The sequence below is a fragment of the Pseudoalteromonas sp. XI10 genome (genome assembly GCF_001469895.1).
Lineage (GTDB): Bacteria > Pseudomonadota > Gammaproteobacteria > Enterobacterales > Alteromonadaceae > Pseudoalteromonas.
The window spans coordinates 68360-89846 of sequence record NZ_LOPY01000026.1 but is presented as its reverse complement, the minus strand read 5'-3'; the positions used below and the strand labels follow the sequence as shown (position 1 = coordinate 89846).

The window sequence follows — 21487 nt, the reverse complement described above, 5'->3', positions numbered from 1 at the left end:
AAGTAGGCCCTTTTCAACTTAACTTATGGTTAATAATTAATGACCATAGTTTAGTGATTTTGCTTTTTCGATTGCTTCATTCACATTAAGAGACGCTGACTCTTGACGCGGTGGGAACTCTACAAAAGATTGTACATGTTCGTTTAACTTAGCAATGATTGGCTGTAACAACCAACTCTTACGCATGATTTGGTGGAAACCTGTTACTCCATCATAGTGCTCTAATGGATCTTTACGTAAGTTAAATAGTTTAGGCATGCTGTGAGTTACCATGTCTTCGTAATATAAACCATTTGGTTTAGTTGCAAAGTGCATTTTCCATGGGCCAAAACGAACTGCTGTAAGCTGAGACTCATAGTAATAGAAGAAATAATTACGTGCAGACTTATCCGCCTTACCTGTCCAATAAGCTAGGTTGTTTTCACCATCAATATAAACTTTGTCTGACTTTTTAAGTTTTTCTCGTAAGTTCTTTTCACCTAGCGCAGCAGCAACAGTTGGGAAGACATCTTCATGTGAAGAAATACCATTTAGCTTTAAGCCTTTAGGTATTTTGTTTGGCCAACGAACTAAGAAAGGCACACGCACGCCCCCTTCCCAAGTTGTCATCTTTTCACCGCGGAACTCAGTTGTACCCGCATCAGGCCAGCTTGATTGCTCAGGGCCATTATCACTGGTGTAAATAACTATGGTGTTATCGGCAATTTTAAGCTCATCAAGTTTGTCAAGCAGCTTGCCAACATGGCCATCATGTTCAATCAGGCCACTCCCAAATACGTCTTCTTCCGAACTAATGCCCGTAGCTAAATGACGACTTTCTGGTTTTAAGTGAGTGTACACATGCATACGGCTAGACGCATGCCAAATAAAGAATGGCTTTTTCGCTTTAACTGCTCGTTCCATAAAGTTAAGTGAGCGCTCTAACACTTCTTCGTCAAAGGTTTCCATACGTTTACGAGTAAGTGGGCCCGTATCAATGATTTTGCCATTGGCGTAAGATTCGATAACACCACGTGGACCAAACTTTTTCACAAACTCAGGATCTTTTGGGTAATCCGCTTGTTCTGGCTCTTCAGATACATTGAGGTGATACAAGTTACCGTAAAATTCATCAAAGCCATGCTTTGTTGGTAAGTGCTCATCTAAGTCACCTAGGTGGTTTTTACCATATTGCGCAGTCATATAACCGCGATCTTTTAAAAATTCAGCTAGCGTAGGGTCGGCTTCTTTTATGCCAAGTGGGTTACCTGGTTGGCCCACTGTTGTTAAGCCTGTTCGAATTGGTAATTGCCCCATTAAAAACGCAGCACGACCAGCTGTACAGCTAGGTTGAGCATAGTGGTCTGTAAACAATGCACCTTCGTTAGCAATGCGATCAATATTAGGGGTTGGGTAGGTCATACCGTGCGAATATGCACTGAGTGAGATTGGCGCAACGTCATCAACCATAATGGCTAATACGTTTGGTTTATCTGCAGCAAGGCTTACCGTTGAAACTAAGCCACAAATAGCCGCCGCTATTAGTTTTTTCATAAATCATCCCTTTTCATTAATATTACTTTTAACTCCAGAAGAGCAAATTCAAGTATAGATTAAAAAACAATCCAGTCTAGTCTCTAAAAGCGGCAAAAACGATTTAAATCAAATTTCCACAAAAATCACACAATTGTATTAAGCCACTGAAAAACAATAGCAAAACAATACTTAAGTGCTTTTTGATAGCCTCGTTTTATTTACTGAGGCTTGTTCGCTTTTTGTGCTCGCCTTAGTCACTATTTTTATGCTATTTTTATTTTAGAAAGGAATAAATTGTTGCCTCTTTAGAGGCTGACTTCGAATATTTATTAAGCCAAAAGTATCTAAATTCAACTTAAATAAACTAAACCAAGCATTTATTATTCAACCTTTTGTGTAAGGAAAACACATGACTTCTCTTCGATTCCCCTCTTTACTAGCACTTATGATTGCAGCTTCAAGCCATGCGGCTGAGCAAAAAGAAGTACAGGACATGTCAGACCCTCTGGCTGTTTATACACAAGCCGGAGTTGGTGTAACAAACAAAGGACTCAACTTTAAAGTTGGCCAAGCATACGATACAGGTATAGCAACAACTGCTGGCATGAATGTTTTTGAAGTAAAAGGAATATATGGCGATGCGCTGGGCTGGGAAAGCGATAGCAAAACGACAGATTCAATTGACTCTTTTCGCTTTCGTAATTTCTCAGTTGACCTAACCACAATGGGCGCAACGCAGATTGATGCTAACTATAACCTAAATGCCAACCTTGTCGCTGACGAAAGTATGGATGTTTCGTATAGCTACATTAAAGCTCTGAAACCTATGGGGCGTTTTACCTTTTACCCGTTAGCTGGTGTGGGTGCATCGCTCGGTGAAAATACCCTAGAAGATGACGGCACTCGTGACAGCGGTTATTCCATTATGGGTGCTTATGGTTTAGTCGGTATGTACGCAAAAATAACCATTAACGATAAAATTTGGCTTAACTACAATCCATTTTGGCTAACAACTATCGGCGGTAGCGATAACTATAAAGACCACTACTACGGTCTAAACCAAAGCCATATTTTGACTCATGAATTTGCAGCAAGTTACCAAATTAACCCGCGTATGAATCTACGCTATTTCGCAAACTGGAATGAAAACGTTGATTTTATGGATGGCGATCATCGTCTCGAATTTAATTATCAGCTATAAAATTTGAAGTAACAAGAAACAACAAGGTAAGGGATTAAGTGAAAAAAGTTGTACTAATAAATATGCTTACAGCAAGTTTGCTAAGCACACAAAGCTTCGCATCAAGTTACGATGAATATGCAATAAAACCTGCAGAGCAGCAATTAAGTAATCAACAACAAAAAGTTGATGAACCGATTTCATTTTTACCCATACCGACTTTTATTACAGAGCCAGCTGTAGGACCGGGGCTTGGTGTTGTTGGCCTTTTTTTTCATGACAACGAAAAGAAGGCCAAAAAGAAGAAAAAAGAAGGCTCTACCCTGCCACAAAGCATTAGTTTAGTGGGCCTAATGGGCACTAAAAATGGTACCAAAGGCGGAGCTGTTGGCCACATTACCTTTTGGGATGAAGACCGAATTCGCTATCAAGGGATTGTTGGCTGGGCGAGTATAAACCTTGATTTTTATACCTTCGACGAGATCAAGCTACTCACACCATTATCGTTGAATATTGAAGGCCCAGCGGTGTTTCAAAACCTTAAGTTACGCTATGACGACAGTAACTTCTTTTACGGCTTTAAACAGATTTATCGAAAAGTAGAAATAAGCTTAGCCGAAAACCCTATCGAAGATTTTCTGCTCGAAAACGATATTATCAAAGACCACCTTTCACTTGATGTAAATACGTCAGGTATTGGTCCATTAATAGAATACGATAGCCGAGATAACCCACTTAACCCTGAGCGAGGCTTTAACTATAAGGCCGAATATTTATATTATGATGAGGCAATTGGCAGTAAGGTTGATTACACGAGCTTAAAGCTTACCGCCTTAAATTACTGGCGTTATACCGATAAATTCAACTTTGCACTGCGCATGCAGTATGACTCAGTTAACAACCGTGGTGAAAAACGCTTACCGGTTTATATTCCGCCAAGTATTAGCCTTCGCGGTGTGTCTGCAACTCGCTATCAAGGCCTTGATGTATTTGTTACCGAAGCAGAAGCGAGCTATAAAATCACTCACAAAATAAAGCTCAATGTGTTTACTGGTATGGGCTGGGCAGCCGATAACTTTTCTGACTTATCGAAAGCTGAAACCATAGATACTGTGGGCGCAGGCTTTCGCTATTTAATTGATGAACATTACGGTATTAGTATCGGCTTAGATGTAGCCCATGGGCCTGAGCAGAATGCAATTTACATTCAGGCGGGTTCTACTTGGTAAGATTATAATACTTTTTTAATAGCTCACCTTGATTTGTTCCCATTTTATTCTAGTGTTAAGAGTGCCGATAACTTTATAAGGATAATCATGAATAATATAGCAAAATTTGGTTTTGCTGTATTGACACTAGTTTTTGTATCGCAGTTAAGTGCTAATACGGCCTCAAAACCGGCCACAGAATATACTAAACAAGCTAATGCTAACGTATTAAAAAACCTGCCTTTTAATGACACCCAAGATTTCAAAGATGCACAAAGAGGCTTTATAACAAAGCCCGACACCTTAACTATAAAATCAGATGATGGCACTGTAGTTTGGGATCTAGAGCAGTATAAAAAATTTGTACAACTTGATAAATCTGCACCAGATACTGTTAACCCAAGTCTATGGCGAAACTCACAACTCTTGATGCAGTATGGTTTATTTGAAGTAACCAAAAACATTTACCAAGTACGAGGATACGACCTTTCAAATATCACTTTTGTTAAAGGTAAAAAGGGCTGGATCATTTTTGATCCGCTTATCTCCCCAGAAACAGCTAAAGCAGCACTTGATCTAATTAATCAAGAATTAGGAAAAAGACCTGTAACAGGCATCGTCTATAGTCATAGTCACATAGACCACTATGGTGGAGCACCAGGGCTTGTAACTCGGGAGGATGTGGCACAAGGTAAGGTTGAGATTCTTGCACCAGAGCATTTTACAGAACATGCTGTGTCTGAGAACGTAATTGCAGGTAACGCAATGGGTCGTAGAGCTGTATTTATGTATGGCGCATTATTGCCAAGAGATCCCAGAGGTGGCCTAAGTGGTGGTTTAGGGATGACCACATCAACAGGGCTTGCAGGCTTGCTATTACCTACCAAAGAAATTAGTAAAACAGGTGAGGTTGTTACTGTTGATGGTGTGAAAATGGAATTCCAAATGACGCCCGGAACTGAAGCACCAGCCGAAATGAATACATGGTTTCCTCAATGGAACGCTTTATGGATGGCTGAAAATACCACAAATACGATGCATAACATTTTAACACTACGGGGGGCTCAAGTTCGTGATGCTCTGAAGTGGTCAAGTTTTTTAAATGAAACTATTGAACGTTATGGTGATAAAGTAACTGTTAAATTTCAATCACACCATTGGCCTTTATGGGATAATGAAAGGATCCTGCCTTACTTCAAGAAACAACGAGATATATACAAGTTCACACATGATCAATCCGTACGATTAATGAATCAAGGTTACAATGGTGAGGAAATTTCTGAGATGATCACATTACCTCCAGAGCTTGAAAACAACTGGGCTACTCGAGGTTACTACGGCACACTACGCCATAATAGTCGAGCTGTTTATCAGCGCTACATGGGCTGGTATAACGGCAATCCATCTGATCTCAACAATCTTCCTCAAGAAGCTGTTGCTCAAAAATACATGGAGTTTATGGGCGGAGAGCAAGCTGTTCTCAAAAAAGCTCAAAAGTCATTTGATAAAGGTGATTACCGCTGGGTTGCAGAAGTTATGAAGCATGCAGTATTCGCTAACCCAAGTAGCAAAGCATCTAAAGAGTTACTTGCTGATGCTCTCGAACAATTAGGTTATCAAGCAGAGTCAGGGCCATGGCGTTCAGTCTATTTACAAGGAGCGTACGAACTTAGAAATGGAGTGCCAAGTACTGGAGGCACACAAACAGCAACTCCTGATACAATTCGTGCGATGACTCCAGATATGCTATTTGATTATCTAGCCGTAAGACTTATTGCTGATAAAGCGGCTGGTAAAGTATTAAGTATCAATATTGACTTTACTGATATTGATAAACATTACACTATTACAGTAGAAAATGCTGTTTTAAACTATACGACTAAACAAGCAGAGTCAGCAGATGTCACACTCACGCTCTCTATGAAAACGATGAATAGCATTCAGTTAAAAGAGATAAGTTATGATGATGCTTTAAGTTCTGGTCAATTAGAAATATCTGGCGACAAGAAAGTTTTAGATGATTTTCTTGGCATGCTCGACAATTTTAATTTCTGGTTCAATATCGTTACCCCCTAGCAAATGTAATCTAAAAGGCACGTGCAAGTGCCTTTTATAATGAAATATCATTAGAGTAAAATCAAAACCAAACCTAAAGATTGAATTAATTTATTTCACTGCTATTATCAATAGTCAATAAATATTCAGGGATTGAACGGATGCATAAAAAAGTATCAACCAACCATTATCCATTCAAAGATTTTAAACCCCATGGTCTCGTAGAGTTTTATCAACGTGAGCATGTGCTTTTAACTACTGCTACTGGGCCTTTCAACGAAGAGATCATTGACGCGCACTCTTTTATGCAAAAAGATTACATCAACAAACTCAGCGCTGATTATGGTCAATGGTTTGAACTGGTTGAGTTTGAAAACTCATGCATGGCAACCCCCGGGGCACTTGAAAAACTAATGGTGTATTTTGTTGAGCTTCGACGTAAAGGTATTGCGCCAGCCAAAACAGCTTTAGTCATAAAAGAAGGGCTTGAAGGCGGTAGCTTGCTTAGCGATACCTACTGCAATTTGTATAAACGAGCTGGCATGGTAATGAGTGTATTTAAGTCAAAAACAGCGGCTCTAAACTGGTTAGCAGAAGAGCCTGCTACAGAATTAGCTTGTTAATATACAATTTAATTTAAAAAGTGTTGTTCTTCTTCACGCCAGGTCAACACTTCAACTCCCTCCCTCAGGGGTCTACCAAACGCTTTGCTAAAGATACTGCTTAATTACAACTCGGCTATCATTTTAACAAGCGCTTGTGTGGTCCATTCAAGTTCATTAAATTTAATATCAGGTTGATAGTAAAAGCCTTTTTCTCTGGGTCTATTTACATAGACCTTTATCGGCAGAATCACTTTAGCAAAGCCTGAAGGTAAGGTTTCGAGCCTCACTTCCATGTAGGTAGAGTCTGTACTACTTGGTGCGCCAACTAATTGTGTGTTTGCAAAAAGCTTAAAACTATCCAGCGCATCTAAACAAGCGCTGGCACATTGCCCTGGCACAATCACATAAACTGGTGTAGTAAACTGACTAGCGTTTTTTGGCATTGCTTGTTGCTTTGCTGAGACTATCTCGACATAAAAATGTTCACCCTTCTCATAAGCCGCTTGCATACTTTCGTGGGTTGTATTTAACCATTGATACCAAGGGCTAGCTTTATCATAGCTTGCGACTACATCGCCAAAATAGTCAGTATTACCTTTAGAAGTTCGCCACCACACTTGGGTATTTTTGTGCAACTCATAGCGACCATATTTAAACTGTTCACTGCCCCAAAGTGCTGAGGCTATTTGTTCACTCCACATTGATGAGCCACCTTGATTATGGCGAAGATCAAGCACCACAGCTTTAGCTTGCATTAACTTACTATGTTGCTGTTCAATGGCGCTCAGCATTGTTTGATAATCTGCTTGCTGCTGCTCATTGGGTGCATAAGTTGGCATGCTGATCCAAGCAATATCCTCTAAAGGCCAATTGAGCTCAATTGGTAACTTATCGCCGTTGTAAGCATTTTTAAGTTTATCTTTGACACTATCAGGCCTAATACGCCAGTTTAACTTTAAGCTGTAAGTAGAGCCGTCGGCTTTTTCAAACGTACAGCTTTCAAGTGGCGACAAGAACGGGTTTCCATCATCAACCGTTAGTCGCCAGCCATGGTTCCACCAACTACCGGGTTGTTCTACTTCGCCGTAATAGCGAAAAACACGCTCAACTAGCAAAGTATTAATTGCTGTATTATCACAGCTTACGAGCTTATCGCCTTTGGCAACCGTATCTAATTCACTGTAATACACTTTCAACGCATCACCCCGCCAAACTGTTGAAAAGCCCGGCCAACTTCTTTGTGGCTTTAGTTCTCTAGGTAGGGTATCAACCGCTCCAGCATGACCATCTTGTAGAACAGTTCTAAAACGTGCAATAGCCGCAGCAAAACCTTGTGAACTATGCGCTTTTACAGCCAGCTTTAAGCCTTCTTGCTTTGCTTTTTCGAGCTGTTTTGCAAAACCTGGGTTACGTACATCATGCATCCCTGGGTGATTGATAACCGACAACTGATAAGCCGCATCAACATCTTTTATAGCAAGTTCAGACCAATTAATTTCAGAGTGAGTGACTGTACTGCCCTCATCGGCGCGAGATAAGTTCACACCAAAAGGGCTAAAGTTTAGAGCTATAAAGATGACTGATGAGTAAAGCGTCAAGCGTTTCATAAAAATCCATTTTAAATAGTTATTATGTTTAAAAAACACCCTATTTAATCACTAAGGCATTGTTGTGGCAATAAAAAACAATTCACATGCTAATAGATTAAAAAAATTCATCTATCAGGTTTATTTTAATCGTTTGTCGGTTTAGAAGGATTACTCTAAAGTTAACCCATCAGCGCTTTTAAGCTAAACAGCTTCACACCATTGAGAGTGTTTGCGCTAACCGAATTGTTGTCACAAAAAGTCTAGCTTGTGTGTTCTCTGGGCTTTTTATATACCAAGTTACTGCACACGCGGTAACTCAACCAAATTGTTGTCAAAAGCTTAGCTTGTGTGTTCTCTAAGCTTTTTTATTCCGAGTCATTGCACTTGCGGTGACTCAACCAAATTGTTGTCAAAAGCTTAGTTTGTGTGTTCTCTAAGCTTTTTTATTCCGAGTTACTGCACACGCGGTAACTCAACCAAATTGTTGTCAAAAGCTTAGTTTGTGTGTTCTCTAAGCTTTTTTATTCCGAGTTACTGTACACGCGGTAACTCAACCAAATTGTTGTCAAAAGCTTAGTTTGTGTGTTCTCTGAGCTTTTTTATTCCGAGTTACTGCACTTGCGGTGACTCAACCAAATTGTTGTCAAAAGCTTAGTTTGTGTGTTCTCTGAGCTTTTTTATTCCAAGTCACTGCACTTGCGGTGACTCAACCAAATTGTTGTCGAAAAGCCTGGCTTGTGTGTTCGCCGGGCTTTTTTATGCCCGTTAAAAAATAAAAACGCCACTAGATGTGGCGTTTGGGTAGTTTCGACAACAATAAGAAATTGCTTTTAAAAGAAGCCCAGTGGATTCTCACTGTAACTTACTAATAGGTTTTTAGTTTGTTGGTAATGATCAAGGGCGAGTTTATGTGTTTCGCGGCCTATACCTGACTTTTTATAGCCGCCAAACGCAGCGTGTGCTGGGTACATATGGTAGCAGTTAGTCCAAACACGGCCCGCTTCAATCTTACGACCAAAGTGATAAGCACGGTTCATGTTTCGACTCCACACACCAGCACCTAAACCAAATTCTGAGCTATTAGCAAGGGCTAATGCTTCGTCTTCATCTTTAAAAGTCGACATTGAAATTACCGGCCCAAAAATCTCTTCTTGGAACACGCGCATGTCGTTAGTGCCTTTTAATAGTGTTGGTTGAATGTAGTAACCGCCGTTAAACTCATCAGACAGTTGCTCCACTTCGCCGCCAGCGAGGACTTCGGCCCCTTCTTTTTTACCAATTTCGATGTAGCTTAGAATCTTATCAAACTGAGCTTGTGATGCTTGAGCACCCACCATGGTTTCAGTATCAAGTGGGTTACCCCGTTTAATTTGTAAAGTTCGGGCAAGAACACGCTCAATAAATTGCTCGTAAATATCTTCTTGAATAAATAAACGCGATGGACACGTACACACTTCACCTTGGTTAAAGTACGCAAGTACGGCTCCTTCAATCGCTTTACTCAAAAATTCATCGTCTTTTTCCATTACATCGTTGAAGAAGATATTTGGTGATTTACCACCTAGCTCGACCGTCGAAGGAATAATATTATCAGCAGCACATTTTAAGATATGTGAACCCACTGGCGTTGAACCAGTAAAGGCAATCTTCGCGATTCGAGTACTGGTTGCCAGCGCTTCGCCCGCTTCTTTACCATAGCCATTTACCACATTTAGAACACCTGCAGGCAATAAGTCACCAATCACTTCAAGCAGCACTAATATAGACGTAGGCGTTTGTTCAGCCGGTTTTAAAACAATACAGTTACCCGCAGCTAGGGCTGGTGCAAGTTTCCACGCAGCCATCAACAATGGAAAGTTCCAAGGAATAATTTGCCCTACTACACCTAGTGGCTCATGAAAATGATAGGCCACCGTGGTTTCGTCTATCTCACCGATTGAGCCTTCTTGCGCGCGCACACAACCTGCGAAATAACGAAAATGATCAGCCGCTAAAGGCACATCTGCCGCAAGTGTTTCACGAATTGCTTTACCGTTATCCCAGGTTTCGGCCACTGCCAGCATTTCTAAGTTTTGTTCAATACGATCGGCAATTTTTAATAAGATATTGCTACGCTCGGTGACCGACGTTGTTCCCCATGCCGCTTTCGCATCGTGGGCTTTATCAAGTGCCAGTTCGATATCTTCTTTTGATGAACGAGGTACTTTACAAAACACCTTACCGTTTACTGGGCTAATGTTTTCAAAGTATTCTCCCTTTACAGGGGCAACCCACTGGCCACCAATATAATTCTCATACTGCGCTTTAAAGTTAACTTTTGCGCCTTCACTACCTGGATTTGCATAAATCATAATGTGTTCTCTCTTCAAATTGTTGTGTTTTATTTAGCATTGACTAAATTATGCGGTAGGTTATTGTTTAATGAACCGCTAACAATTGAAGTTAGCTCAGTTACTGAAAACACACTTGATTCCTAGTCCAGACTTTTTGACTATTTGTCCAGAATTTAGGAAGACTGCGAGGCAACAATGAACACATCAGTTAGTAACAGAAGTTTAGATAAAAAACGACAAAGTATTGATGTGCTTATTGAAAATAAAGTCAGTTTTGCGGGCGAACATGCCGAATTAAGTATTTACGACACCTATTTAGATGCCCAAAAAGTGGCGTTACATTCCACTGAATTATTATTTTGTGGCATGATCAGCGGTAAAAAAATCATGCATGTTGCCGACAGTGATTATCATGAAGAGTTTTTACCAAACCAGTCATTTGTACTTGCCCCAGAGCAAGGGGTGCTAATCGACTTTCCAAATGCATCTCTCAATCAGCCAACAACCTGTTTAGCGATTGAAATCAGTACCGATAAAATAAGCCAAGTAGTTGATGCTCTTAATTTTAACCAACAAATTACCCAGGATGACTTTTTCCAATATCAAGCCAAGTTAGTGCACGCCCAGCATAATCCGCAGACTCAACAACTGCTTGAGCGAATGATCACCCTATTTAGTGAAAATGAACAACACCGCGATTACTTAATTGATTTATCACTCAATGAACTCATAACCCGTCTGTTACAGCAGCAAAGCCGAGATTTAATGATAGCAAGTTGTAAGCAAGGCAAGCTCGCAACCCCATTAAGCCATGTAGTAAGTTATATAGAACAGCATCTTGCTGAGAATATTGATATCGATGTGTTATGTAAGATAGCCTGTATGAGCCGCAGTAAATTTTATCAGCAATTTAAGTTAGCCTTTGGTGTTACGCCCGCTCTTTGGCAACAACAATTACGCTTACAAAAAGCGTATAAACTGCTCGAAAAAGGCGAGGCGATTAGCCAAGTTTGTTACCAATTAGGCTTTAATAACCCAAGCCATTTTAGCCGTGTGTTTAAACAAGCCTTTGGCGCAACACCTAAAAGTATCGCTAACCATTAAGTTCTGGATTGCGATGAGAATAAACACGATAGGTCAAGGCAAGTAAAATACAAATAGCACTTGGCACATAAAGCGCAGCAAAGCTCATTTTTGCAAATAACCATGCCCCTGCTAAGCCGCCAAAAATAAACCCTAAAATGATTAGGCCAAACAGTTTAGCCTTACGTTTATCAAGCGCCTCGCCACGTAAAACGCGACCAAACATAATACCTAAATCAGTGAAGATCCCCGTTACATGGGTGGTACGAACAATTGCACCACTGTAAGTTGTTGCTAAGGCGTTTTGTAAACCACATGCCGCAGAGGCTAAAAAGTGCCCGTAACCCGAGCCATTAAACAATAACCAAAGTGCGCCCAGTAAAAGCCCTGCTTCAATCAATAATGCCGTGTCGTAATGACGACCGAGTTTAAGTGCTGAACTATGCAGCAAGAACCCAGCAATACCAGACCCAACTAAAAATGACAGTAATACACCTAATAAATGTAAAGCATCAAGGCTATTGCCATGCATAAAATCTGCGCCAAGCAAGGTTGCAGTTCCTGATAAATGGGATACCGCTTGATGCTCAAAGCTAAGTAAACCAACCGCATTCACACACCCAGCCACCAGCGCCAAAATAAATGCGCCAATCTCAACCCATTTTGGTAACTTAGAAATCACTCACTATTCGCCTTTTTCTCATACTCGTACTCATTCTTTTATGGTACGCCTATTTTTATGACTAAAAACACTTTTTTTCGACTCTTTATATGGTAATTTACCATTAAGTAAATCGATTAAGAACCTACAATGACAAAGCCAAAAACTTGGACGCTAAAAAGTATTGCCAAAGAGTTAGGCGTTTCAAATGCCACCGTATCAAATGCCTTTAATCGTCCTGATCAATTATCGAAAGCACGCCGCGAAGAAATTTTGGCGGCCTGTAAAAAGCTCGGCTATTTTGGCCCAAACAAGGCGGCGCAATCATTACGCCGAGGCACCTTTAATATTGTTGCTTTAGTATTGCCAGACAGCGTTGAATATATGGTATCAGATCCGGTTGCTAGCAGCTTTATGCGCGGTGTATCGGCGGTACTCGAAAAAAATGGCATTAATCTTTTATTATTTTCAGGTAACAACGATAACCTAAATAGCGTAGTCGATTTTGTTGATGGCTTTATTTGTTATGGTCGCCCTCGTAATAAACAACTTGTAGAACAGTTAAAACAGGTTGCCAAGCATGTTGTAACGGTTGATTTTAACATCGGTCGCGATGCCTCAGTAAACGTAAATAACCAACAAGCCAGTTTCGATATTGCCAAGCATGCACTACAAAAAAATGATGATCGGGTTGCTATTTTAGGCCTGCGCTTACTCGATAACGACGTATTATGCCGAGTATACGAACATAATGAGTTTGAAGCAGGTCAGTCGATTGCTCATCAACGACTGCGTGGCTATCACCAAGCAATCAGCGACGCTGGCATCACCTTGGGTGATGATAGAACATGGAATATTCCAGAAAGCAGTGAGCGCTATGCAAGCATTGCCGCCAAAGAAGCGCTTAGCAGCACACCAAGACCAAACGTGTTGTTGTGTATGAGTGATTTAATCGCCCTTGCCGCCATGCGCGAAGCATTAAAAATGGGCTTATCGATTCCTGAAGATGTCAGAATTGTTGGTTTTGATGGCATAGATGAAGGTCAACGATTTGTGCCAAAACTCACAACTGTCCATCAAAATAGCGAAGAAAAAGGCCGCATTGCTGCGACCTTGTTTCTATCGAAAGAGCAGCAAACAGCCGAAATCGACTATCAACTGCAATTGGGTCAAAGTAGTTAAGCTAAAAAGTCAGCCAAATTAACAATGCTTTGTTCGCCGTCTCGGTGATCAACAATAATCACTTCACGGCTAGCAAAGTCAACTTTTAACTCGATTGAGCTGGTATCATCATGCCAGCTTAAACGACACACACTGCCTTCACCTTTTGCAATAAACTCACCGTTAAATGCTGGATGCTCATTACGTAATTGAATCAGCTTAATCAACCCTTTCACCACAGGTTTAGCAAGCGCAGTATCAATGTCTTGCGCATTTAAATAAGGGCGATTGATATCACGACCTACATTGGTGCGAGCCAATAATTCCATATCGTTTTCACAAGCGAACAGGCCACCATAATAAACTTGTGGAATACCTGGCGCGAAGAACTGAATTGCACGCGCTAATAAGTAATCAAAGTCATCTGCGCCCAAGGCATTGTAGTATGTGCAGTTAACTTGATATAAATCGACATTACTTGCTGCTGCACCAGTTGCCAAGCGGCTTTGCCCTTCACTCTTTTCATGAATGGTTTCAACCAAGTTATCAATTTCTGCTGCGTTTAATAAACCCGGCTTATCACCCATAGGGCCTGCGTCAATGATGCCAATGCCATCATGGGTATCAAGTACCGTTAAACAGTTTCGCGGCGAAATGGTTAGCCAATTCAGTAAAGCTTGCGCGTCATTGCTAAACAAGCTGTGTAAAATAAGTGGAGGTAAAGCAAAGTCATAAACCATATTTACACGCTTTGCGACTTCAACCTGAGTTTGGAAATGGCTGTGGATCTCGGCAATGGTTTCCATACCTGCTTCATTTGCTTGCGCTGAAAGTTTATTTAAATACTCAAAAGTTTCATCCAACATAAAGCAATTTGTGCCAGCTTCTTTAATCGCATAGCCTGCTGCATCTAAACGAATAATGTTGACATTATTATCAGCAAATTTGCCAAGCACCGTATTTAAATACTCGATACCCGCCGTTGATTTCACATTAATATCAATTTGGTTATCGGTAAATGTGGTCCAAAAATCATAGGTTTGGCCATCACCACACGCAATAGGTGTAAAGCAGCTACCCGGACGCGGACGGTAAATCGCTTGTTGCTCAGCCTCAGACATGCCATTTGGGAATACATCGTCTTTAGTTAAAAATAAATCCCAAAATTCAGATTGCTTGCCTTTAGCAAGTACATCTTTAAATTGGAAAGATTGTGCTGAAACATGGTTAACAATTAAGTCAGCCATAAGGTCATAGTTTGCACCAAGCACTTTAATATCGTCCCAGCTACCAAGGCGCGAGTCTACTTCACTATGATCAATAGGATCAAAGCCAGCATCACTGCCATCAATCGGATTATAAAATGGCAACAAATGTACACCTGCAAACACATTGTTAAGTGGGCCATTTAATAAATTACTTAATTCATCAATACCTTGACCAGTAATACGGTCTGCGTAGGTGATTAATTGCACTTTATTGTTGATCATAATTGTTAATACCAAGTTGAAACTTAATCGATTAAGATATATCTTTAACCACGACAGCAAATTATTCAAGCAGTTTTTATAGTTTTTATACACTAATATACATAGTAAAGGCGCAGACCTTTCGGTGGGGATACAACAATGAATAGAACACACGATCCTTTGCAAACCATTAGATGGCTGACATACATGATGTTTTTTATGTTTGCGATGACCTCTGATGCGGTTGGTATGATCATTCCTGAGCTTATCGAAGAATTTAATTTAAGCATGACCCAAGCCAGTGCTTTCCATTATGCACCTATGGCACTTATTGCTTTTAGTGGCCTGTTTCTAGGTTTTTTGGCCGACAGTTTTGGTCGCAAACAAACCATTATGCTGGGGCTCGGCATATTCACCATTTGTTGTTTTCTGTTCGCCGTTAGCAGTAGTTTTAGCATATTTGTAGTGTTACTTAGCTGTATTGGTCTTGCTATTGGGTTATTTAAAACCGGTGCTTTGGCGCTGTTAGGTGATATTTCTAAAAACAATTTAGAGCACACAAAAACCATGAATTTGGTCGAAGGCTTTTTTGGTGTTGGCGCCATTGTAGGCCCTGCCCTTGTCAGCTTTTTAATCACCCAACAGGTAAGCTGGACCTACCTTTACGTTATCGCTGGGGTTTTATGTTTAATTTTAACCTTAATTGCTTGGCGTGCAGATTACCCAAAACCTAAAAAGCTTGAAGAGCACGCCAAACCGGCCTCTCTTGCAACCACCATGAGTATGATGAAAAACCCTTATGCACTGGGCTTTTCGTTGGCGATTGCCCTTTATGTTGCAACCGAAGTGGCTATTTATGTATGGATGCCTACTCTACTTGGCGATTACAGCGGCCCATGGCAATTACTGGCAACTTATGCACTGACTTTATTTTTCATATTACGCGCTGCTGGGCGTTTCTTAGCGGTGTGGCTGTTAAATCACTTCAGCTGGCAAGCGGCGATGCTGTATTTAAGCTTAGGAATTGCACTGTGTTATCTTGGTTTAATCTTCGGTGGTGTTGACTGGGCTGTATTCTTACTCCCTTTATCTGGGCTATTCATGTCGATGATCTACCCAACTTTAAACTCAAAAGGTATTTCTTGCTTTGCGGTGCAACAGCACGGTGCAGTTGCTGGGGTTATTTTGTTTTTTACTGCCTTTTCTGCGGCAGCAGGCCCATTATTAATGGGTGTGATAAGTGACTATTTTGGCCACATTCGTTACGGCTTTTATCTCGCAACAGGTTTCGCATGTATACTGTTTTTAGCCATGCTATATAACTACTTACGAAACCCTGCTGAGCAAGCTTTAGCGCAGCACAGCGCATTAAGCCACTAAATAAAAATCGTTAAAAATCAATTATCGAACATAAATTGTGCAAGTTTTTCGCTAAAAAGACTTGCACTGTGTAAAATTATTGTTATCTTTACTTAATCGATTAAGATAACAATTTAGACAACAAACCATCTGGGATTGAGACGAGGCACATTATGACAACACACAAACATGCCCTTTATACATTAAGCGCGCTTGCACTAGCAGTAAGCCAAAACTTACACGCAGAAGAGCAAGCACAACCTGAGGCTAAAAAAAGCGGCCTTGAAACTATCGTTGTAACCGGTGTACCACGCCGTACAACCATCATGGCATCAAGCTCATCGGTTAGCAGTGTGACATTAGCTGAAATTGAAGTATCAACACCTCGTTCTACTGCAGAAGCATTTAGAACAATCCCGGGTGTTCGTTCAGAATCAACTGGTGGTGAAGGTAACGCAAATATCGCAGTACGTGGTTTACCGGTTGCATCGGGCGGTGCTAAATTCTTGCAACTACAAGAAGATGGCTTACCAGTTATGCAGTTTGGCGATATTGCCTTTGGTAACGCAGACATTTTCATGCGCTTAGATTCAACAGTGCAAAGTGTTGAATCAATCCGTGGTGGCTCAGCATCAACAGCAGCAAGTGATGCCCCAGGTGGTATCATCAACTTTATTTCAAAAACGGGTGAGAACGAATCAGGCAGTGTATCGACCACTGTAGGCCTTGATTATGATTCAATTCGTACAGACTTTGAGTATGGTACGTATTTAAACGACAGTGTGCGCTATCACATTGGTGGCTTCGTTCGCCAAGGTGAAGGCCCACGTGAAACCGGTTATACATCAAATAAAGGTGGCCAAATTAAGGCAAACCTAACTAAAGAATTTGATGCTGGTTATGTTCGCGTTTACTTTAAACACCTCGATGATAAGAGCGTAGGTTACCTACCTATGCCTATGTACTCAGATGGCGATTCAATCCCAGGTTTCGATGCGCAATCAGATACGCCCCATTCAGCGCTTTTCACACAAACTCTGCGTTTAAATGGTGATAACCAAATCAGCACAGGCGATATGACCGACGGTATGAACCCAGTTGTTACCTCAGTGGGTTTTGAAGCTGCATTTGATTTAGAAAACGACTGGCGTATCGAAAACCGCTTTAGAACATCATCAGTAAGCGGTAACTTCATTTCTCTTATTCCGGCTGAAGTTGCAAGCGCAAGCTCTATTGCTTCTAGTATTGCTGGTGATGATGCATCGCTTGTTTATGCTAATGGTGGTTCAGCAGGCGAAGCCTATGGCGATGACGATTTAGCAATGCGTATTCATACATTCGATGTAACGCTAAACGACATGGGTTCAATTGTTAATGACCTTAAGCTGACTAAGTCGTTCTCTGATGAAACTAGCGTTACGTTTGGTTACTTTGCATCAAGCCAATCGATTGATATGTCGTGGCTTTGGAACTCATATGTTATGGAGCTAAAAGGCGACAACGCTGCATTACTTGACGTTTACGCTGCAAATGGCGACAGCTACTCAGATAATGGCTTGTACGCTTATGGTACACCTTACTGGGGTAACTGCTGTCAACGTAACTACGACACAGAATACGAAACTCGCGCACCTTACATTAACTTAGCCACTAAGTTTGGCGATTTAAGCATTGATGCAAGTGCTCGCTATGATTCAGGTGAAGCGCGCGGTAACTACGCAGGTGCCGTAACATCAACAATTGATATGAATGGCGACGGTACTATCTCAATTCCTGAGCAAAGTGTTGTTGGTATTGATAACGCGAACCCAAGCATTGTTAACTATGACTGGCACTATAGCTCATACTCAATTGGCGCAAACTACCAAATTGATCCAAGCTTTGCGACATTTGCCCGTTTAAGTAAAGGCGGACGCGCAAATGCAGACCGCTTACTATTCGGTAAAGTAGAAGCTGATGGTTCGGTTGCCGAAGCCGATGCAATTGATGAAGTAAACCAATACGAAATCGGTGTGAAAAAACGTTTTGATTCGCTATCAGTATTTGCAACTGCATTCTACGCAGAGACTGAAGAGCAAAACTTCGAAGCAACATCACAAAAATTCTTTGACCGCGAGTACGAAGCAAAAGGTATTGAGGTTGAATCAACCTACTACGTAGGTGATTGGGATTTCCGTGGTAACTTTACTTGGACGGACGCAGAAATTGCTAAAGATGCGTTATCGCCAGAGTTAGTCGGTAATACACCACGTCGTCAAGCTGACCTTATTTACTCACTAATGGCAACTTACAACTTTGATAAAGGTGCTGCTGGTCTAAGCTTTATTGGTACAACAGATGCTTACGCACAAGACAGTAACGACCTTGAGTTTGATGGCTATACACAAGTGAATGGTTTTGTAAGTTACAATCTGTCTGAAAACTTAAGTCTATCGCTTAACGTGAACAACCTGTTCGACACCGTAGGTATCACAGAAGCAGAAGAAGGCTCAGTACCAGATAACGACATTATCCGCGCCCGTACTATTAACGGCCGTACAACGTCGCTTACTTTAAAATACTCTTTTTATTAATTACTCTCCTCCCTCGTTTTAGCCCAGTTTTTACTGGGCTTTTTCGGCTTTAATAGTCAGCTTTTTCTACTACACTTAATCAAATAGTCGTAATTCCCCTCTTTCTAATAAAAAACACTGATAATAAGTTAATACTTTGATCTATAATCAGGGTTGGTATAAGTATTAACCATATGAATTAGGAACATACATGTTTGTCTCTAGCAAAAGCCACTCTTTACTCCAAGATCAATACAACGCGCTATTAGCTGAAGTTGAGGCACTTAAAGCCGACAATCACGTATTACGTGACGAAAACGAACGCTTAGAAGCAAAATTACATCAGCAAGCTGATGACGCAGACCAACTGTTCCTTGCTAACTTATTGAATAGTTCGATTGAATGTATCACGCAAATTGAGGGCGTACGCCAAACTGTACTCGACTCATACCTTGTTATCGAAGAAGAAAGCCAAGTTACTTTACAAATAAGCCAACTACTAAACGACTCAAATAACGCTCTGCAACATATTGTCAGTGAAATGGCGAGTATGGCAGGTAAAATGGGTAGCATGACCAGTAACATTACGGGTCTGTCTGATATGGCCGATAGCATCAACACCTTTGTATCAACCATTTCTAAAATTTCTGATCAAACCAACTTACTTGCGCTAAATGCCGCAATCGAAGCTGCCCGTGCTGGTGAGGCTGGTCGTGGGTTTAGCGTTGTTGCCGACGAAGTTCGTACACTTGCAACCAACACCAATAAATCAGCCCAAGAAGTATCTGATCTAGTCAAAGAGATCATCAATAAAACTGGCGAAACGGTGACCTCGGTTGAAGATATCCAGCAAAATAACACTCAGCTTTCAACCAGTTTTGATACGCTAAACAATGACTATGGTTCAATCATGAATCACTGTAGCTCAATGAAAGAAACCATTATTAATGCAGCCACACGCTCATTTGTGCAAACCGTAAAACTAGATCATATTGTTTGGAAAGGTGAAGTTTACTCAGTTGCCAATGGCACAAGTAATAAGTCGATTGATGACTTTTCAGATCACACCATGTGCCGATTAGGTAAATGGTATAATTCAGAGCAATCAAATGGCTTCAAACAACACAATGCTTATCGTCAATTAGAAGAGCCACATCGTGAAGTTCATCGCAATGGCGTTGAAGCGTTAGTCATGCTGCAAACTGGCAATAAAGACGCAGCTATTAATCACATTAATAAGATGGAAGCAGCCAGTGAACGAGTCATGCATTTACTGGATCAAATCGCCAATGGCTAATGATTAGTTACTCATAATCAAAAAACCGAGCTTAATGCTCGGTTTTTTATCTATTTAAGCTAGTTATTCAACTAAGCCTTCTTGCAGTACTGGCATAACAGCTCCTTGCTGCTCTTGGCGCTTTAAATAGCTAAACAACATTAAGCTGCCAAGGGCTAAACTTGCAGCTAGCATAGAGCCAAGCGTTGCAAACCTAAAACTATAAAACTGTGCAACAACCCCCGTTGCCCCTGCCCCGCACATAACACCAAGTTTAATGGCGTTCGTGTAAAACGCAGAGGTAAACCCTATTCGCTCGGGGAGCTGATCTTGTAATACGGTTAAGCCAATGCCCGCAAAAATACCGTAAAACAGGCCGTTTAAAACTTGCAACGCGATTAAGTGCCATACTTGGCTGGCAAAAAACACCCCTAAATAAAATACAATGGCACAACAAAATGCCACTGCAAGCATCGCAACTTTATTGTATTTTTTAGCAAGCTTTGCCCCATACAGCATGATAGGAATTTCTAATAGTGCCACTACACCCATAAACAGCCCGGGCGTATGTTCAGCAAATCCTAGTTCAGTAATGCTATAAAGCGGCAGTGCCGATGAATACATAATATTACCCGTTGAACCAAGCATAATAGCTAAACCCAACAACCAAAATGATAAACTCGCTGCGGCTGCAGGCTCTGAGCCATTTTGCGATTTTTGAGCGCTGTAGTCAGGAATAAACTTAAATGCAAAGATAAGTGCAACCAAGGCACACACCGCAGCAAAGTAAAACGAGCGGCTAAACTCGCCTCCAGCGGCTAACAAATAACCAAGCGGCGGGCCGCCGACCCAAGCAAAGGAAATAGCTGCACGTAAACGGGAATTAAAACTGGTAATGTCGATGTTCTGTTGACGCCCCGCCCATTGTCTTGCCACGGTCATCATTTGCGGAATTGCCGCATTGCCCATCGCAAGAAACAACACGCCTGCGAGCAATACTTGCCAAAATGCAGTGGCATTCGCAAAGGTCACTAACGCACACACCATACCTGATACAGCCACCATAAATAACTTTCGCGCACTGGTGCCTTTATCTGCCATGCCACCTAACCACTGACTAATAACTAACCCAGTAATGGTGACCGCCACCATATAAACACCTAAATACACGGGCGGTGTTTGCAGCCCTTCGACAATGAATAAGCTCATCAATGGGTTAACAAATGCCCCCATTAACCCGGTTAGCATACTTAGAAGAATAAAAATTACACCATGCTGTTTCAGCAATGCTTTCACTCACAACCCCACATTAATACGACACGTGAACAGATATTTAAAGGGCGCAAATTATACACAGTTTTAGCGAAAACTTCATTTTGTAATACAAATTAAATTAAGCCCACCATCGATAGTTAAAACCTATCTATATGATAGAAACAAT

Annotated in this window: 15 protein-coding genes; 9 read left to right on the top strand and 6 right to left on the bottom strand. The window is 41.1% G+C overall.

The window, feature by feature from the left end; all coding sequences use genetic code 11:
• Positions 1–36: 36 nt before the first annotated feature.
• Positions 37–1533 (bottom strand): arylsulfatase, encoded by a 1497-nt coding sequence (locus AUR67_RS06705; RefSeq protein ID WP_058584678.1) that lies wholly within the window; start codon positions 1531–1533, stop codon positions 37–39.
• A gap of 391 nt (positions 1534–1924) precedes the next feature.
• Here AUR67_RS06705 and AUR67_RS06700 point away from each other — a divergent pair, with 391 nt between their 5' ends.
• From AUR67_RS06700 to AUR67_RS06685, 4 genes are all read left to right on the top strand, one after another.
• Positions 1925–2716, top strand: a complete 792-nt coding sequence (locus AUR67_RS06700) for a hypothetical protein (RefSeq protein ID WP_063124314.1) — start codon at positions 1925–1927, stop codon at positions 2714–2716.
• A gap of 38 nt (positions 2717–2754) precedes the next feature.
• Positions 2755–3924 carry a BamA/TamA family outer membrane protein gene (locus tag AUR67_RS06695; protein ID WP_235575485.1) on the top strand — a complete coding sequence of 390 codons (1170 nt, stop codon included), beginning with the start codon at positions 2755–2757 and terminating at the stop codon, positions 3922–3924.
• A gap of 87 nt (positions 3925–4011) precedes the next feature.
• A complete protein-coding gene (locus AUR67_RS06690) occupies positions 4012–5979 on the top strand; it encodes an alkyl/aryl-sulfatase (RefSeq protein ID WP_082665592.1) in 1968 nt (655 codons plus the stop codon).
• 140 nt (positions 5980–6119) lie between these two features.
• Positions 6120–6581: a hypothetical protein gene (locus AUR67_RS06685; protein WP_058584677.1), complete on the top strand. Its 462-nt coding sequence runs from the start codon at positions 6120–6122 to the stop codon at positions 6579–6581.
• Between the two features lie 104 nt (positions 6582–6685).
• On the opposite strand, the gene AUR67_RS06680 is transcribed toward AUR67_RS06685, so the two are convergent.
• Together AUR67_RS06680 and AUR67_RS06675 are read right to left on the bottom strand one after the other, a co-directional pair.
• Positions 6686–8170: a S41 family peptidase gene (locus tag AUR67_RS06680; RefSeq protein ID WP_058584676.1), complete on the bottom strand. Its 1485-nt coding sequence runs from the start codon at positions 8168–8170 to the stop codon at positions 6686–6688.
• Positions 8171–8982: 812 nt separating this feature from the next.
• Positions 8983–10503, bottom strand: a complete 1521-nt coding sequence (locus tag AUR67_RS06675) for an aldehyde dehydrogenase family protein (protein WP_058584675.1) — start codon at positions 10501–10503, stop codon at positions 8983–8985.
• A gap of 177 nt (positions 10504–10680) precedes the next feature.
• Here AUR67_RS06675 and AUR67_RS06670 point away from each other — a divergent pair, with 177 nt between their 5' ends.
• Positions 10681–11589, top strand: a complete 909-nt coding sequence (locus AUR67_RS06670; RefSeq protein ID WP_058584674.1) for an AraC family transcriptional regulator — start codon at positions 10681–10683, stop codon at positions 11587–11589.
• Here the strand turns inward: AUR67_RS06670 and AUR67_RS06665 are convergent.
• Positions 11579–12250, bottom strand: coding sequence for a YoaK family protein (locus AUR67_RS06665; RefSeq protein WP_058584673.1), 672 nt, complete (start codon positions 12248–12250; stop codon positions 11579–11581). The two genes, AUR67_RS06670 and AUR67_RS06665, sit on opposite strands and share 11 nt — an antisense overlap.
• A gap of 129 nt (positions 12251–12379) precedes the next feature.
• Between AUR67_RS06665 and AUR67_RS06660 the strand changes: the two genes are divergently transcribed.
• A complete protein-coding gene (locus AUR67_RS06660) occupies positions 12380–13411 on the top strand; it encodes a LacI family DNA-binding transcriptional regulator (protein WP_058584672.1) in 1032 nt (343 codons plus the stop codon).
• Here the strand turns inward: AUR67_RS06660 and gtfA are convergent.
• Positions 13408–14880, bottom strand: coding sequence for a sucrose phosphorylase (gene gtfA, locus AUR67_RS06655; protein ID WP_058584671.1), 1473 nt, complete (start codon positions 14878–14880; stop codon positions 13408–13410). The two genes, AUR67_RS06660 and gtfA, sit on opposite strands and share 4 nt — an antisense overlap.
• 138 nt (positions 14881–15018) lie before the next feature.
• Between gtfA and AUR67_RS06650 the strand changes: the two genes are divergently transcribed.
• The 3 genes from AUR67_RS06650 (at position 15019) to AUR67_RS06640 (ending at position 20067) form a co-directional block, all read left to right on the top strand.
• Positions 15019–16239: an MFS transporter gene (locus AUR67_RS06650; protein ID WP_058584670.1), complete on the top strand. Its 1221-nt coding sequence runs from the start codon at positions 15019–15021 to the stop codon at positions 16237–16239.
• Positions 16240–16391: 152 nt separating this feature from the next.
• Positions 16392–18791 carry a TonB-dependent siderophore receptor gene (locus AUR67_RS06645; RefSeq protein WP_058584669.1) on the top strand — a complete coding sequence of 800 codons (2400 nt, stop codon included), beginning with the start codon at positions 16392–16394 and terminating at the stop codon, positions 18789–18791.
• A gap of 190 nt (positions 18792–18981) precedes the next feature.
• The gene (locus AUR67_RS06640; RefSeq protein ID WP_058584668.1) at positions 18982–20067 is read left to right on the top strand and encodes a methyl-accepting chemotaxis protein; all 1086 of its coding nucleotides are present in this window, start codon (positions 18982–18984) and stop codon (positions 20065–20067) included.
• 63 nt (positions 20068–20130) lie between these two features.
• Here AUR67_RS06640 and AUR67_RS06635 read toward each other — a convergent pair whose 3' ends face one another.
• Positions 20131–21342, bottom strand: a complete 1212-nt coding sequence (locus tag AUR67_RS06635; protein ID WP_235591801.1) for a sugar efflux transporter — start codon at positions 21340–21342, stop codon at positions 20131–20133.
• Between the last annotated feature and the right edge of the window lie 145 nt (positions 21343–21487).